This window comes from Cognatundibacterium crateris, assembly GCF_010078235.1.
GTDB lineage: Bacteria > Pseudomonadota > Gammaproteobacteria > Burkholderiales > Burkholderiaceae_D > Undibacterium > Undibacterium crateris.
Window position 1 is genome coordinate 344,530 of record NZ_JAABOS010000002.1, and the last position, 15,920, is coordinate 360,449.

Annotated in this window: 17 protein-coding genes; 7 read left to right on the top strand and 10 right to left on the bottom strand. The window is 54.2% G+C overall.

Annotation, left to right across the window (positions count from 1 at the left end):
- Nucleotides 1-35 precede the first annotated feature (35 nt).
- The 6 genes from EYB48_RS04755 to EYB48_RS04780 all read left to right on the top strand — a co-directional run bounded on the left by EYB48_RS04755 (nucleotide 36) and on the right by EYB48_RS04780 (nucleotide 7,040).
- On the top strand, nucleotides 36-1,337 hold the full coding sequence (locus EYB48_RS04755) for an ABC transporter substrate-binding protein (protein ID WP_162019157.1): 1,302 nt from the start codon (nucleotides 36-38) through the stop codon (nucleotides 1,335-1,337).
- A gap of 118 nt (nucleotides 1,338-1,455) precedes the next feature.
- On the top strand, nucleotides 1,456-2,298 hold the full coding sequence (locus EYB48_RS04760) for an ABC transporter ATP-binding protein (RefSeq protein WP_162019158.1): 843 nt from the start codon (nucleotides 1,456-1,458) through the stop codon (nucleotides 2,296-2,298).
- A gap of 96 nt (nucleotides 2,299-2,394) precedes the next feature.
- On the top strand, nucleotides 2,395-3,642 hold the full coding sequence (locus EYB48_RS04765) for a phenylacetate--CoA ligase family protein (RefSeq protein WP_162019159.1): 1,248 nt from the start codon (nucleotides 2,395-2,397) through the stop codon (nucleotides 3,640-3,642).
- A gap of 229 nt (nucleotides 3,643-3,871) precedes the next feature.
- A complete protein-coding gene (locus tag EYB48_RS04770; protein ID WP_162019438.1) occupies nucleotides 3,872-4,330 on the top strand; it encodes a (2Fe-2S)-binding protein in 459 nt (152 codons plus the stop codon).
- Between the two features lie 10 nt (nucleotides 4,331-4,340).
- Entirely contained in the window at nucleotides 4,341-6,581 is a 2,241-nt protein-coding gene (locus EYB48_RS04775) for a xanthine dehydrogenase family protein molybdopterin-binding subunit (RefSeq protein ID WP_162019160.1), read from the top strand.
- Nucleotides 6,582-6,698: 117 nt separating this feature from the next.
- Nucleotides 6,699-7,040, top strand: coding sequence for a hypothetical protein (locus EYB48_RS04780; RefSeq protein ID WP_162019161.1), 342 nt, complete (start codon nucleotides 6,699-6,701; stop codon nucleotides 7,038-7,040).
- Nucleotides 7,041-7,226: 186 nt separating this feature from the next.
- Here the strand turns inward: EYB48_RS04780 and EYB48_RS04785 are convergent, their stop codons facing one another.
- The 3 genes from EYB48_RS04785 to EYB48_RS04795 all read right to left on the bottom strand — a co-directional run bounded on the left by EYB48_RS04785 (nucleotide 7,227) and on the right by EYB48_RS04795 (nucleotide 9,620).
- Complete coding sequence (locus tag EYB48_RS04785) at nucleotides 7,227-7,700, bottom strand: hypothetical protein (protein WP_162019162.1); 474 nt, start codon at nucleotides 7,698-7,700, stop codon at nucleotides 7,227-7,229.
- A gap of 433 nt (nucleotides 7,701-8,133) precedes the next feature.
- A complete protein-coding gene (locus EYB48_RS04790) occupies nucleotides 8,134-8,352 on the bottom strand; it encodes a hypothetical protein (protein WP_162019163.1) in 219 nt (72 codons plus the stop codon).
- A 200-nt stretch (nucleotides 8,353-8,552) separates the two neighbouring features.
- Complete coding sequence (locus EYB48_RS04795) at nucleotides 8,553-9,620, bottom strand: carbonic anhydrase (protein ID WP_162019164.1); 1,068 nt, start codon at nucleotides 9,618-9,620, stop codon at nucleotides 8,553-8,555.
- Nucleotides 9,621-9,894: 274 nt separating this feature from the next.
- Here EYB48_RS04795 and EYB48_RS04800 point away from each other — a divergent pair, with 274 nt between their 5' ends.
- Nucleotides 9,895-10,749: an enoyl-CoA hydratase-related protein gene (locus EYB48_RS04800; protein WP_162019165.1), complete on the top strand. Its 855-nt coding sequence runs from the start codon at nucleotides 9,895-9,897 to the stop codon at nucleotides 10,747-10,749.
- A 59-nt stretch (nucleotides 10,750-10,808) separates the two neighbouring features.
- Here EYB48_RS04800 and EYB48_RS04805 read toward each other — a convergent pair whose 3' ends face one another.
- From EYB48_RS04805 to EYB48_RS04835, 7 genes are all read right to left on the bottom strand, one after another.
- Nucleotides 10,809-11,099 (bottom strand): hypothetical protein, encoded by a 291-nt coding sequence (locus tag EYB48_RS04805; RefSeq protein ID WP_162019166.1) that lies wholly within the window; start codon nucleotides 11,097-11,099, stop codon nucleotides 10,809-10,811.
- Nucleotides 11,100-11,160: 61 nt separating this feature from the next.
- Entirely contained in the window at nucleotides 11,161-12,102 is a 942-nt protein-coding gene (locus EYB48_RS04810) for a hypothetical protein (protein WP_162019167.1), read from the bottom strand.
- A 224-nt stretch (nucleotides 12,103-12,326) separates the two neighbouring features.
- Nucleotides 12,327-13,265 carry an MBL fold metallo-hydrolase gene (locus EYB48_RS04815; protein ID WP_162019168.1) on the bottom strand — a complete coding sequence of 313 codons (939 nt, stop codon included), beginning with the start codon at nucleotides 13,263-13,265 and terminating at the stop codon, nucleotides 12,327-12,329.
- 11 nt (nucleotides 13,266-13,276) lie between these two features.
- Nucleotides 13,277-13,483 (bottom strand): DUF1289 domain-containing protein, encoded by a 207-nt coding sequence (locus EYB48_RS04820; RefSeq protein WP_162019169.1) that lies wholly within the window; start codon nucleotides 13,481-13,483, stop codon nucleotides 13,277-13,279.
- Between the two features lie 5 nt (nucleotides 13,484-13,488).
- A complete protein-coding gene (locus EYB48_RS04825) occupies nucleotides 13,489-13,983 on the bottom strand; it encodes a YbaK/EbsC family protein (RefSeq protein WP_162019170.1) in 495 nt (164 codons plus the stop codon).
- Nucleotides 13,984-14,050: 67 nt separating this feature from the next.
- Nucleotides 14,051-14,377: a PilZ domain-containing protein gene (locus tag EYB48_RS04830; protein ID WP_162019171.1), complete on the bottom strand. Its 327-nt coding sequence runs from the start codon at nucleotides 14,375-14,377 to the stop codon at nucleotides 14,051-14,053.
- A gap of 152 nt (nucleotides 14,378-14,529) precedes the next feature.
- Nucleotides 14,530-15,807 (bottom strand): TIGR03862 family flavoprotein, encoded by a 1,278-nt coding sequence (locus tag EYB48_RS04835; protein WP_162019172.1) that lies wholly within the window; start codon nucleotides 15,805-15,807, stop codon nucleotides 14,530-14,532.
- Nucleotides 15,808-15,920 lie beyond the last annotated feature (113 nt).

Consider the following 15,920-nt stretch of genomic DNA (forward strand, 5'->3'; position numbering starts at 1 on the left):
CGCAACGCAGTAACTGACAACACGAAGGAGACACCATGAAACTGATGAAATCTGTATTACTGGCTTCTGCACTATGTGGTCTGACTGTCACAGCGCAGGCTGATGAGCAGTTTATTCCTGTCCTGTCCTACCGCGTCGGACCGTATGCAGCGGGCGGCTCGGGCTTCTTTGGCGGCGCGATTGATTACTTCAATCTGGTCAATGCCAAAGGCGGACTGAACGGCGTCAAAATCAGCTGGGAAGAATGCGAAACTGAATACAACGCTTCACGCGGGGTGGAATGTTATGAGCGTCTGAAAAAAGCCCAGGGTGGTGCCTCACTGATAGAACCGCTGTCCACCGGTATCGCGTATGGCATCCTGGATCGCGTGGCAGACGACAAAATCCCCATGACCACGCTCGGTTATGGCCGTTCCGATGCGGCTAACGGCAAAGTGTTCCCATATATTTTCCCACTCATCACCAGCTACTGGAATCAGGCTGCGGCCATGACCAAATACCTGGGTGATAAAGCCGGTGGCCTGGACAAACTCAAAGGAAAAAAAATCGTCCACCTGTACCACGACTCGGCATTCGGTAAAGAACCTATCCCGGTACTGGAAGCCCAGGCCAAGCAGTACGGCTTTGAACTCATCAAAATCCCGGTCGCGCATCCGGGCAATGAACAACAATCGCAATGGCTGCAAATTCGTCAGGCCAATCCGGATTTCGTGATCCTGTGGGGCTGGGGTGTGATGAATGCAGTGGCAATCAAAACCGCGCAACGCAATGGCTATTCACGTGAAAAAATGCTGGGCGTATGGTGGGCCGGTTCGGAAGAAGATGCAGTACCAGCCGGTGACGCCGCCAAAGGCTACACCGCAATGACCTTTAATACACCGGGCAATTATCCCGTGCTCGATGAAATCCGCAGCAAAGTCTATGCCGCAGGCAAGGGCAATCTGAGCGATAAAGCACGCATAGGCTCGGTGTATCACATGCGTGGTGTGACTGCCGCCATCCTGTGGACTGAAGCCATCCTGAAAGCCCAGGAAAAATTCGGCAAAGGCAAAACCATGAGCTCGGAACAGATACGCTGGGGCTTTGAAAACCTGAATGTCGATGAAGCACGTCAAAAAGCGCTGGGTGCCCTGAACATGTTCCCACCGGTGAAAACCTCGTGTGAAGACCATGAAGGCTCAGGCGCAGTCAAGGTGCAGCAATGGACTGGCGATCAGTGGAAGGCGATTACCCCGAACTGGATCACCGGTGACAAAGCACTCACCCGCGCGATGTTGGAAGAATCATCGAATAAATACGCGGCTGAGAAGAAAATCACACCAGCCTGTCTGAAGTAAGACTGGCAGTACGCCGGCTACGCAGTCTGACAAGCTGCGTAGCAGTAGCCACAACCTGAGCCAATTTGCCCGCTGCATCAATAAGTGTGAGCAGCGTGGCATTACCGATGAGCAGATTATGAGTATCTCCGCATTGCGACCAGAAGCCACTACAGATAACCCAGCTTATCTGAGTGTGAACAATATCGAAGTGATTTACGACCATGTGATCCTGGTCTTAAAAGGGATATCGCTGCAAGTCCCGCAAGGAAAAATCGTGGCGCTGCTGGGTGCCAACGGTGCCGGGAAATCCACCACGCTGAAAGCGATTTCCACCCTGCTGAAAAATGAACGCGGCGATATCACCAAGGGCGATATTCATTTTCGCGGCGAGCGCGTCGATCAGCTCACGCCGAATGAGCTGGTCAAACGCGGCCTGTCGCAAGTGATGGAAGGCCGCCATTGTTTCGCCCATCTGAGTGTGGAAGAAAATCTGCTGACCGGCGCCTATACCCGTCACCTGAGCCGCAGTGAGCTGAAAGCCGAGCTGGACAAGGTGTATCACTATTTTCCAAGGCTGCGCGAACGGCGGCAGTCGCTGGCAGGCTATACCTCGGGCGGTGAGCAACAGATGTGCGCCATCGGCCGTGCGCTGATGGCCAGACCCAGCATGATTTTGCTGGACGAGCCATCGATGGGTATCGCGCCTCAACTGGTGGAAGAGATTTTTGAAATCGTCAAAAATCTGAATCAGCAGGAGCAGGTCTCATTTTTACTCGCTGAACAGAATACCAATATCGCTTTGCGCTATGCCGACTTCGGCTACATCCTGGAAAACGGCCGCGTCGTGATGGAAGGTGAAGCTCAGGACCTGGCCAGTAATGAAGACGTGAAAGAGTTTTATCTGGGCGTTTCCGGCGCTGGCCGCAAGAGCTTCCGTGAATTGAAATTTTACCGGCGTCGCAAACGCTGGCTGGCCTGAGGCGCAGCTTCATTTTTTTCAAATCAGCGCTGACCTTTGCCCCCTTAAGCCCCCCACGTCTGACCAGTAGTGATTTTTCTAAAGGAAGTCTGCACCATGCAAGATTATCTGGATGCGCTGGAAACCCGTAATCCGCTGAACCGCGAACAGACGCTGATGAACCGGCTGCCACAACTGATCGCCCATGCGCAGCAGGCCCCCGGCTGGAGCCGCATACTGCAAGGCGTGCACGCGCCTGAAATATGCAGCAGGGCCGCACTGGCCAGCCTGCCAGTCACGCGCAAATCCGATCTGAAAACGCTGCAAAGCGTGCTGCGCCCTTTCGGTGGACTGACTACCGCTGCACCGCATGAACTGGCGCGCATCTTCATGTCGCCCGGCCCTATCTTCGATCCGGAAGGCCGTGGCGCCGACTGGTGGCGCTTTGCACGTCCGCTGCATGCAGTCGGACTGCGTAAAGGCCAGCTGATACAAAACTGCTTTTCCTATCATTTCACACCCGCGGCCTTCATGGTCGAAAGCGCCGCCGCCAGACTAGGCTGCACCGTGATACCGGCCGGTACCGGGCAGACAGAAATGCAGGTGCAGGCGATGGCTGAACTCAGGCCGGATGCCTACATAGGCACACCGAGCTTCCTCAAAATCATCATAGAAAAAGCACAGGACAGCGGTGCCGATATCTCCAGCCTGCAAAAAGCGGTGGTTGGTGCCGAGGCATTACCACCTTCTTTGCGGGCATGGCTGCAACAACACGGGGTGCCGCATGTGCTGCAATTGTATGCGAGTGCCGATGTCGGCAATATCGCCTACGAAACCATGAGCGAGGGTGAAGTCCATCCCGGCATGGTGTTGGATGAAGAGCTGATACTGGAAATCGTACGCCCCGGAACCGGCGATGTCCTGCCTGAGGGTGAAGTCGGGGAAGTGGTGCTGACTTCCTTCAATCCCGACTATCCGCTGATACGCTTTGCGACTGGCGACTTATCCGCCATCCTGCCCGGCATCTCGCCCTGTGGCCGTACTAACCAGCGTATCCGTGGCTGGCTGGGCCGCGCCGATCAGACCACCAAGGTGAAAGGCATGTTCGTGCATCCTTCGCAAATCGCTGAGGTACAAAAACGCCATCCCGAAATCATCAAGGCCAGGCTGGTGGTCAGCGGTGAGATGGGGAATGACGCCATGAGCCTGCACTGCGAAACCCTGGCCCCATCCGAACACCTGCAGCAGGCGATTATCGCCAGCCTGCGCGACATCACCAAATTACGTGGCGAAGTTGAATTTGTGAGCCCGGCCAGCTTACCGAATGATGGCAAAGTGATCGCCGATATGCGCAGCTACCAGTAATTTTGCCTGGGTCAGCGCTCAGCATGGAGCGCGGCCTGCCTTGTTTCTCCTCGTGTTTGTGGACGCTGCCCGGCGTCCATTTTTTTGTGCACCATACGCTACACCGTCCGCTGTGTCGCCGATTTCCGACAGCCGCCTGCTGCGCACAGCAGTAATCGCAATTTTGGCCTATAGTTCTAGCTTCATTCCCATCCAACCGATCCGGCAGGAGACATCAGCGATGACACAAATCAGCCAGTTAAGCATCAATCAACAAACCCATCAGCTTGATGTGGACCCATCCACCCCGGTACTGTGGGCCTTGCGCGATGCGCTGGGGCTGACCGGTACCAAGTTTGGCTGCGGTGCGGCTTTGTGCGGTGCCTGCACCGTGCACATCAATGGCCAGGCCACCCGTTCTTGCGTGACGCCGGTTTCGGCAGTCGCCGGACAGCAGATCACGACCATAGAAGGCATGGAAAACGATGCGGTCGGACGCGTGGTACAGGCGGCCTGGATACAGCATGATGTGGCGCAATGCGGCTATTGCCAGAGCGGTCAGATCATGAGCGCAACCGCTCTGCTGAAAACCAATAAAAAACCCAGCGATGCTGACATCGACGCCGCCATGGCAGGCAATATCTGCCGCTGCGGTACTTATCAGCGTATCCGTGCTGCGATACATGATGCCGCACGTCAGTTAGCCTGAGGGGAACAGTATGCTATTCAATCATCAAGTGCTGAATTTGCCACCCGCGCTGCAAAACCGGCTGCAAGCCGCCCCAACGGGCCTGAGCCGCCGCCGTTTTTTGAAAGTCACCGCCAGTTCCGGCTTTGCGCTGGCTTGTTATCCGCTGTTGCCAGACAACGCACAGGCGCAGGGTGCTGAGGCGAATCAGAAGGCCGGTCTGAAACCGACTCAGCAACCTTCGGCCTTTGTGCAGATTGCAGAAGATGGCATCGTGACGGTGACCATTAATCGTCTGGATTTCGGTCAGGGTGTGCAGACTGGTTTGCCGCTGATACTGGCGGAAGAACTGGATGCAGACTGGAGTCTGGTACGCAGCGTACATGGCACCAATTCGCCCGCTTATGCCGATCCTTTATTTGGCATCCATCTGACTGGCGGCTCGAATTCCATCAAGAACTCGTATATGCAGTACCGCGAACTCGGTGCGCGCACCCGTGCCATGCTGATCCAGGCCGCGGCGCAACAATGGAAAGCCGATCCGGCCAGCCTGAGCACCAAGGCCGGTTTTGTGATCCGTGCCGATGGCCAAAAACTGAGCTATGGTCAGTTGGCCAAAGCCGCCATGCAATTGCCAGTGCCTGAACAAGTGACGCTGAAAGATCCGGCTAACTTCCGCCTGATCGGCCATGCCACCAAACGGCTGGATGCGGCAGCGAAATCGCGCGGTCAGCAAAAATATGGCATCGACGTGCGCTTGCCTGGCATGCTGACAGCCGTGGTGGCAAGACCACCGGTATTTGGTGCCCGCCTGCGCAGCCTGGATGATGCGGCAGCGAAAGCCATGCCTGGCGTCAAAGCAGTACGCCGCATCGCGCTTGATCGCGGTGCCGAAGGTGTGGCGATTATCGCCACCGGCTACTGGCAAGCCAAGCAGGCGCGCGATGCGCTGAAAGTCGAATGGGATGTGGCGTCAGTAGAAAAAACCGACAGCCAGGCGCAGTTAGCCGCTTATCGCCAGCTGGCACGCCAGCCAGGTCAACAATTTTACAAAGACGATGTCGCTGGCATCGCCAAAGCCACGCATCAGATCAAGGCCGAATTCGTCTTTCCATATCTGGCGCATGCGCCGATGGAACCGCTGAATTGCACCGTTGCGCTTAAAGGTGACAGTGCTGAACTCTGGTGCGGCACCCAGATGGCGGGTATGGATGGGCTGGCAGCCGCACGCACGCTGGGTTTGAAGCCAGAAAATATTCTGGTGCATACCCAGGCTGCAGGCGGTGGTTTCGGCCGCCGTGCAGTGCCTAGCAATGATTACGTAGTGGAAGCCTGCCAGGTCGCCAAAGCCGCGCTGGATGCGGGCTTGCAGGCTCCGGTACGCACCGTCTGGAGCCGTGAAGACGACATCCGTGGCGGCTATTACCGCCCTATGCACCTGCACACTGCCCATATCGGCTTTGATGCGCAGGGCAAAATCCTGGGCTGGGATCATGTGATTGTCGGTCAGTCTATCGTGGCCGGTACCCTGTTTGAAGGCATGATGATTAAGGATGGGATTGATGCGACTGCGGTAGAAGGCATGAAAGAACCGTATGCGCTGCCGATGCGGCTCACCGTGCATCATCCCAAAGTGAATGTGCCGGTACTGTGGTGGCGCAGCGTAGGTTCTACCCATACCGCATTTGTGATGGAAACCCTGATCGATGAAATCGCGCAGAAAACTAAACAGGACCCGGTTGCCTACCGCCTGAGCTTAATCGGCGATCAGCATCCACGTCACCGCGCTGCGCTGATGCTGGCGGTCGAGCAATCCGGCTATGGCAAACGCAAGCTGGCAAAAGGCCAGGCCTGGGGTGTGGCAGTGCATGAATCCTTTGAATCGGTAGTGGCCTATGTAGTGGTGGCATCGCTGCAAAAAACGCAGCCCAAACTGCTGGAAGTGACCGCGGGCGTGCATTGCAATCTGGCCGTCAATCCGGAAAGCGTACGCGCGCAAGTCGAAGGCGCAGCATTGATGGGTCTGGGCATGTGCCTGCCAGGCGCCGCCATCAGCCTGCGTCAGGGCGTGGTCGAGCAAAGTAATTTCTCTGACTATGTGGTTCCGCGCATCACCGATATGCCCAAAGTCGCGGTACACATCGTGCCCAGCGCCGATGCGCCGAAAGGCATGGGCGAACCCGGTCTGCCACCACTGGCACCCGCCTTCGCCAATGCCTTAGCACGCCTGCAACCCAAACGCCTGCGCGCCCTGCCATTCAAACTGGCCTGAACGCAGTACTTGCAGACAGATACTGACGCCAGCATATCATCCCCACCCGGCTCAGACAGCGGGTGGAAGTTCCGGTTCAGGCCACTCACACCAGGCCATATCAAGCTGAAGATATTGATGAAAATCATTGGAATAACAAGCTGGATCTTGTCCCTGTTTTTTTTCCTTATAGGTTTATGGACGACCAGTACAAATGAATCAAACCTCGGCTTGCTGTTTCTTGTCGCAATCTTTTTCTTAATGCCTGTCACCTTGTACAACTGGCAGTTTGGACGACATAAAAACACACCAGAAACGTTGACGGTCATTGCCAGCCTATTGCCTTTGGCAATTGTCACAGCGTTTAGACATGCTTTCGAACCCTGGCTAGTCGGCTTTGTCGTTTTAGTCTGCCTGATGGTGAATGGCAGCGCTGTCATAAAATTGCGTCGCAAATTCCCGCAAGATTTTCGCCGATAAAGCCAGCGCACCAACTCCACCGGGCTCGGACAGCGGGTGGTGGCTAGACAGTTCAGACTAACCCATACTGAGAGGCCGTGATCGCTGGAATTCTCGGTGATTCAAACGCACGCGTATGTGCAGAAAAGTGATGTGTAGGCTTATTTTTTCAATCGCGAACTTGTACCTCGCGGCTGAATTGGTTTGTTACTCATGACGATCAAACTTCCACTGTCCATCCACCCTAATAAAAATAAAGTTCTCATCAATTGAGCGCTTATCTCGCAACAGAGTATTCAATTCAGCGCTGAGTTGAATCGTATTTTCATCTATCACAGACCATTTCCAAATTTTGCTAAAACCATATCTGTTTACATCATTTTGCATAGGTGGGTAGCGCAGTACTCGCCTTCCATTTTCTGTGGTGCGCAATTCTAAAGTTTCTTTGCGAAGTTCTTTTTGAGTGAGGCTATAAAGAAATTGCATGATGGGGTTGATTGCATCGCGAACGATGGCAACTTCATCTTTATTGTTTAACTCACTGAGATCGACTCTTTGCTTGCCCTTGCGATAAGGATGCTCTTTTAAAAAGCTCAGATCCCAGCCACCATTATCGGCAAGAAGATGTCCAGGGAAGCATTGCATGAATGTGACGATCAATAGTTGGCAAAGAATTTTCATGTGATTACTCAAATATACCTATCTCAAATTGCGAACGTTTTTCGTCAGCGGCCAAGGCTGACCAACATCTACTATTCAGGCATTGGGAAAATTAAATCCAATTCTTCTACATCGTCTGACTTGAAAGCCAGGCACCGTCTCGCATAAATATCAGCCAATATTCCACACCTGAGTTAACTGCATTTTTATTACGTGGAATAATATAAAGCACTTGCATAATTTTCATTGTCGATATGAGACATCTCTTTCCTTGATACCGAAAGTACTATCGCTCTATGGAATACCCGTTAAGAGGTAATGTGCTCTCATCTACCTACAACTGAAAATCAATAAGGATCAGATTAAAACCTGTTCGACCGACTGGAAAGAACTTCACGTAGCGGTCTTAGCTTAAATAGCATTAATAGGCTTTAGCGTCCTTTCTGAGACGCCTCTATCTGCGCCAGTAATGATGATGGTGCTCATAAGGTTCCCACCACACGACGGGTCTGACCACAGGAACCGGGACGCTGACATAGGCGCGTGGGGCGGGGACTACCACGGCGCAGGCGCTTAGTGTGCTGATGGAGAGCGCGATGCATCCCAGTGCGGATGCGCGCTGAATCAGCTTGATGATGCGGATGGTATGGATGTTACGGCTGCTGGCAGACATGGTGCTCTCCTTGGCTGAGCGGTGACATTGCGCGCAGATAAAGATGGCGCAACAATCTGCTTTTAGCGTTACATGCATCAGTCTGGTTGACCTTGTGCAGCAGCTGTTTTGTATCGCACTGTCACACACAGCAAAAAAATACCCGGCTGATACGCCGGGTGAATTGGATAGACAGACTGCTCAGGAGATGCGTTTTCCGCTTAACTCGATTCTTTGATCATGCGGCCAAAACCTTTCTGTACCGGTCTGGCATTCATCGGATACAGGCGATGGAAAATGCCTATCTGTTCGGCCGACAATTCTATCGGCTCTTTCATCACCATCCATAACACGCCTTCGCTGCAAGGTGGTGTGGTGAGTGAACCCATAAAGGTGTAGTAGCCGCGTTTGAGTGGCAGGATATTGCTGAGGTCCATCGCACTCAGAGCGGACACCGCTTCATTTTTTTCGAGTGGCAGATTATTCCAGACCAGCTGTACCAATGCATGCGCTTTGCCGCGTTCTATCAGCACCGCCACGACGGCCAGCTTGCCATCGGCGTCTTTGTGCACCAGATGCACCACCATCTCAAAACTCTTGCCATTGATGCGCTCTTCCGACGGTTTGTGGAAGTGGAATTGCATCAGTTCATAACTGCGGCCCATCACGGTGATGAAGTTACCGGCGGCGACATTGACCTGTATCGTATGACCGTTATCGATCACATTAAAGCCGGATAATTTGTAATCAAAATTGATGGGATCGAGATCGACTTTAATGCCGTCGCGAATATCTATCGGCGACTGGCGGTCGCCGTTATCACATTTGGCATTGGCCGGATTCATTTTGCCCCAGTTGAGCGGACTGCCCTCGCCCTGATATCCCCAATGCAGCGCGCCATGTCCGCCCATGGCAGCGACAATTGCCGCCGTACCGTGCTCGGCTTCTTTTTTAGGTTCCGCTTTCTTTACCACCGGTGGCGCATAGCTGCGCACCACAGGACGGGCTTTGGGCGCCTCCTCGCGTTCTTTTTCTTTACGTAAGACGGCTAAGCGCTCAGCGATCTTGGCAGCCAGTTCATCCGCCTGCAGCGCTTCTTTGGCAGCCATCTCTTTGCTGTCTTTTTCTTTGTCTTTAGAGGATTTTTTAGACTCTTTCTTCTCAGACGCGCTGTCTTCCTTGGCCGATGCCTGTTTGATCGGTTTCGAGGGCGACGAGGCTGGGCCGTCATTTGCGTGAGCAAAGCTCGCCAGCAGCAGGGTCAACAGGAGGGCGGGATAGCGGCGCATAATCGGAGCATTTCTGGTAGGGAATAATCCGGTTACGGCAACTACTACGCCAAACTTGAGGTTGCACACGAAGTTCAGCGAATTCCGCTTAACTCCGCAGATACTGACGTGTCCTATCCGCTTTTCTGCCTCCAAAGAGCGTATGGGTAAGCAGGTAATTAGATGATATTGTGCAAAACAACGGACCTGAGCTGGAGTAAGCTTGAGGCTGAATTGACGGCCTCAACAATGCGGGCCACAGTGCTGATTTTCCCTACAATAACCAGGAGATGCGATGACTTATCTATGCTTTGACTTCCATATCAGCGACAAAATTGCGCATCTGCGCTTTAATCGCCCCGATAGCATGAACACCATGCAGCCGGTGTTTTTCCGTGAACTGAGCGCAATACTGCGCCAGTTACAGCAGGAAGCCGCAGCAAGGGTGCTGATCCTGTCTTCGACTGGTAAGCATTTCACGGCAGGTATGGCGCTGGATGTGTTCACCAGCGGCAGCTTCAGCCTGGATGATCAGCAAGCGACCGGACGTGCCAATATCGGTCTGGTGCTGCAAGAGATGCATCAGTGCTTTAACCAGCTGGAAGCCTTGCGCATGCCCGTCATTGCAGCGATCCACGGTGGTTGCATCGGGGGCGGTGTGGACCTGGTCTGCGCCACTGATATCCGGCTGGCCAGCCAGGATGCGTTTTTCTGTATTCAGGAAATCAATATTGGTATGACGGCTGACCTTGGCACTTTACAGCGTCTGCCTAAGCTGATTCCCGAAGGTATCGTGCATGAGATGGCCTATACCGGCCGCCGCTTACCGGCTGCGCGCGCCATGGCAGTCGGACTGGTGAATGAAGTGTTTGATACGCAGGAAGCGATGCTGGCAGCAGCCCTGCAAATGGCGACAGAAATCGCAGCCAAACCGCCAGTGGCAATCTGGGGCAGCAAGCAGGCTATCCACTATGCACGCGACCACAGCACGCATGACGCTTTACAGCAAATGAGCTGGCTGCAATCCGGCATCTGGCAAAGCAGTAATCTGCTCGAAGCCTTCATGGCAAAGCAACAGGGCCGCGCCACCCAGTTTGCCGATCTGGCGCCGCTGAAACCCTTTACGGATGCGGCTTATACGCTGAAATAAACATCAGAGGCCAGCGCCTGTGGCACAGCGCTTACTCCCGGCCACAGGCGCGATATAGTTCAGCGGTAAGCCTTGACTGCGGTATTCGTCCCGCTGACCAGCATGACACCTGCCCACAGCAGTTTTTTACCGGCAGGTACAGCGGCCTTGTCGGCCAGGAAAACAATCTGCGGCGTCGGGCGCTTACCGGGCGGCAGATCATTAAAGGTCGCCAGATTGGTGATACGGTTTTCGTGAAACGACAGTGCGACACGCTGAAATTCTGCACAGGTCGCCTCTTCGCCGGCGATGGCGAGGCTGATGTCGTCCAGCGTCAATTGCGGATCGACTTCGACGATGTAAGTGGACATTATTTTTTCCTTCTCAGTTCGCTATGCGTAACAAGCAAAAAATCAATCAAACAGGCTGAGTTTAAAAACCCTGGGCTTTAAAGGCTGCGTTCAGCGCACGTATGGCGACTTCACGATCGGTATCATCAGCCAGATTCTTCGCTGCGCGAATCTGCGTTTTCAGCAACTGCAAGGCACCGGGTTTACCATCGCTGCCATCCAGCGTGGCGGGCAAAGCATCGGGCTTGACGCCCAAAGCAGTCAGGATGGCTTTGGCTTTCTCCAGCGCCATCGCTGGCGCACCCAGTGCATCGGTCAGACTGCCTATGCTGATGATTTGCGGCTGACTAGGAACCGGCACTTTATATAGCACGGCCAGTGCTTTATCGCTTTGCGCACTGCTCTCCGCAGCCTGGGTGTTGATGAATTGCAGTGCGCCATTCAGAGTGCCGGCCAGATAGTATTCATTCAGATCAGTAACTGCGCGTTCGAAAGGATAGCGCTCTGTCGAGGCCGACAGGCCCAGCAGAACTTTGTAGAGCACTTCCTTACGCTTGGCATTCATGGTCGCCACCAGCGCCTGTATGCTTTTCTCGTAGTAAAAATCTTTGTCTATGGTGGTTTTGGCGCCGCTGATACCGGCTGCAGCGGCCGCCAGATTAGATTTCGCCTGCAAACCGCCAACCAGCGTACCGGCCAGATTCAGGCTCATGTTGACCACATCCGTGGCCGCATCCAGTTGCTGTTTGTCGGCAGTCAGGGTACGGATAAATTTCAGGTATTGCAGATCCATCTGCACCAGGCGCCCGGACACAAAGCGATTACGCGCGTCCTGCCTTTTGTCAGCATCGAGCTTGTAGTACTCGCTGATGCTGGTGGCACTGGCGAATTCCTTAGAAAGTTGCTCCAGATCCTGATCGATATTAAAAGATGGTTCAGGCGCACCGCCACTGCGAATACTTTGACAGGCTGAGAGCTGCAGCACGAATGCCACTATCGTGATGCTAAGAAGAAATTTGCGCATATTTGTCTCCCCAAATTGCATGCTATGTTGCATCGCTTTATGTGCATTTTTGCACTTGACGTACATTAGCACTATTTGGTTTTCTGGAAATGAAAGTGTTAAAAATTATTGAGCTCTGATGCATCTAAGCGACAAAGAATTTTTTTTAGGAAATTTTGTTTCCCCAATTTTAATTTTTCAACGGAAACAAATTGATTGTGCGACTTACCGGGCCCAAGAAAATTTCAGCAACTGATGAGGCTGTCTGCCTCCAGTTTCGCGACACCGGCGCTGACTAATTCAGCAGCAAGCTGAGCCAGCAAATCTTCTACCCAGGCGGAATCGAGCGACTGGTCAGCAGGCAGTAACTGGCGGGCGGCAGCCTGCATCAGGCGACTACTGAACAGCTGCAGATTCAGCTGCGCCAGCGTGATCTGTCGTTGATCGAGCAACATGAAAGCGATCAGCACCTTGAGTGCATTACGCGCATTGCGCTGCGGCTGGGCCGACAGATAATCAAGCCGGCCGCGGGCGCGTTTCAAGGCGGCGCTGACATCGGTAAAAGGCTGACCGTGACCCGGTATCACGATACGCGGATTAAGATCGGCGATCAGTGCTAACACCTGGGCCTGTTCGGCAAAACCGGAACCGCCTTCGAGCTCAGGAAATATCACGCCGAAACCGTTTTCCCATAAAGCGTCGGCAGAAATCAATATGCCCTCACCGACGCAGTACAGCATGATGGAGTGAGGATCATGGCCGGGTGCCTGTATCACTTCCCATGTCAGCCCTGCCAGTTGCCAGCGCTGCCCATGCTGCAAGCCGCCATCACACTGAAAGCGCGAGCATTGCTGGCCGGTTGCCTGAAAACTCAGACGCTGCTCATCCCACTGCTGTACGGCATCCATTTCCTGCACTGGCACCCAGGTCTGACAGGCATACGCTTGCTGTAGCAAGGCGTTACCACCGCAATGATCGGAATGCAGATGGGTATTGAGCAGCACATCGAGTTGGCGGCCCTGCAAGGCATGACTGAGCAGCGCCAGCGTTTGCGGCGCATGCGTCAGATAGCCGGAATCGACCAGGGCGCAAGAATCAGCGTCCTGTAACACGATATTATTGGACGACAGCCAGCCACGTTCCAACACTTGTATGCCCGGGGGTAAGCGCAGCGTGGCGGCCATAGTGAATGCGCTCAGAACATGCGTTCTTTGACCTGATGCCAGATCTGGATTTTGCGTTCATTGCTGGCATTGCTCCAGCCGGTCAGCTCGGGGATGGTGCGGAAGCAGCCGGCACACCAGGCGTTTTTTTCATCCATGCGACAGATACCGACGCATGGTGAAGGCACGGCATGTGCAGGATCAGCCGTAGCCGGATCAAAATCGTAAAGTATGCTCATAAAACTTAGTCAGGGTTAAGCGCAATATCAGCCAGCGGCGCACCGGTCATCGCCTGCAACTGTTGCGGCGTCATCGCAAACACCGCGTGTGGATGGCCGGCGGCGGCCCAGACCGTCTGGTATTGCATTAAGTCGCGGTCGATCAACAGTATCACTTTTTCCACGTGCCCGATAGGACACACTCCACCTATCGCATAGCCGGTTTTCTCGCGCACAAAACGCGCATCAGCTTTACCCAGCGGGCCGGTGATGGCAGCGACTTTGCGCTCATCGACGCGATTACTGCCACTGGCAATCACCATCACGGCGGCATCGTCAGACTGACGGCGAAATACGATGGATTTGGCAATTTCTGCCACGCTGCAGCCTAAACCGGCAGCGGCTTCAGCCGAGGTTTTGCCAGTCTCAGGCAAGAGCACAATCTGACGATCATGTCCGGCCGCCTGCAGTAAGCGCGCCACGGCAGCGGCGGATTCGGGTAATACCTGTTCCTGATGCATAGTTCACTTTCAGAAAACGCAGACAAAAAAACTGTCAGCAGGCCTTGGCTCCATCCTGGCGCAGGGTTTAGCCACCCCAGCTTTGCAGTAATTCTTTATGCTCAGGCGGATAATTGGCGATTCTCAGGCCGGCACGGTATTCGCTGCCGCTCAGGATGGTGTAGACACAGACAGCCTTACAAACCACTTGAGTACGGGCGGAGGCATCTTTATGGCTGGGCACTTCCATCATCATCTGATATTCCTGCTTTTCCTTGAGCATGACACCGGACTGCAACTGTATGCCAGTCGCAGAAAAATTAACCACTTTAGCCGGCACAATGCGCCCCGGAGCTACCTGGATGGCAGCCCGCCATGCAACAGGAAGACGCGCAGAATTACGGGATTCACTCATAAAACAAGCTCAGAAAACAACAGGAAACGACAAGAAACGAATTACAAACGATGCAAACCCAGAATTGTAACAAGATCTTGCGCTGGCGTAAGAAATGATACGGATATTCACACAAATTCTGTGAATTCTGCGCATTTACGCTCAGTTTGCACTCATTTTGCGCTGTTTAAGCAGTCCAGTGCAGCCAAAGCGGCCTGTTTTCCAGTCGCAAAACAAGCCGTCAGCAAATAACCGCCGGTCGGTGCCTCCCAGTCCAGCATCTCACCGGCACAAAACACAGCGGCACGCGCAGTCAGCATGCCACATTCATCGATTGCACTGAAACGCACGCCACCGGCGCTGCTGATCGCCTCATCCAGCGGCCGGGTGGCCAGCAAGGGCAGCGGCAATTGCTTGATCGCCTGTGCCAGCGCATTGGTATCAGCCAGCTGCGCTTTACTCAGCAATTCATACAACAAGGCGATTTTTAATTTATCCAGACCCAGCCGGGTTTGTAAAAAGCTGCTCAGCGAGCGCGCACCACGTCCCGACTGCAGCTCATGTAAGACGCGTTCAGCCGACTTGTCGGGCAACAGGTCCAGCTCCAGCACGGCACTGCCCTGCGTCAAAATCTGATCACGCAAAGCGGCCGATAAGGCATAGATCAGGCTGCCTTCCACGCCGCTGGCGGTGATTACAAACTGACCCTGACGCATGGGCTGCTCACTGTTTTGCTCACCCTCAGGCTCACTGCGCTGCACGCGCGCAGCGACCGTCAGCAGCGGCTGACCGGCAAATTTTTCTTGGAAAAATGGCGTCCACGGTCGCTCAAAGCCACAGTTAGACGGTAGTAAAGGGCTCAGCGCCACGCCCTGCTGTGCGAGCAGCGGCATCCAGCTGCCATCCGAACCTAAGCGCGCCCAGCTGCCGCCGCCCAAGGCCAGAATCAGCACATCGGCCGCGACCTGAATTTCAGCATCGCCATGCACAAAGCGACAGTGTCCCTGCGCGTCCCAGCCCAGCCAGCGATGACGCATATGAAAGCGCACACCCTGTTCACGCAAGCGGTGCAGCCAGGCACGCAGCAAAGGTGCCGCCTTCATATCGGTCGGAAACACACGGCCAGAACTGCCGATAAAAGTAGCGACACCCAATCCCTGTGCCCAGTCGCGCAAGGCCTGATTATCAAAGGCCGCCAGTGCCGCGTGCAAGTTGTCGGCCGCCTTGCCATAGCGCGTCATAAAACGGTCCATGGGTTCGGAATGGGTCAGGTTCATACCACCTTTACCAGCCAGCAGAAACTTGCGGCCTACCGAAGGCATGGCGTCATACAGATCGACTTGTATGCCTTGCTGCGACAGGGTTTCAGCCGCCATCAGTCCAGCCGGGCCACCACCGACCACCACGGCACGGCGGGATGCAGGAACAGAAAATGAGGATGGCTGAGTCATGGTGTTTTCGGAAAAATATAGCTGAAGACAGGTTACTGCCACAGTCAGGCTATGGCAATCAGGGGCGTAATGATACGCTGCTTCAGTCCGTTCAGCCCATGTAGTCTGCCAGG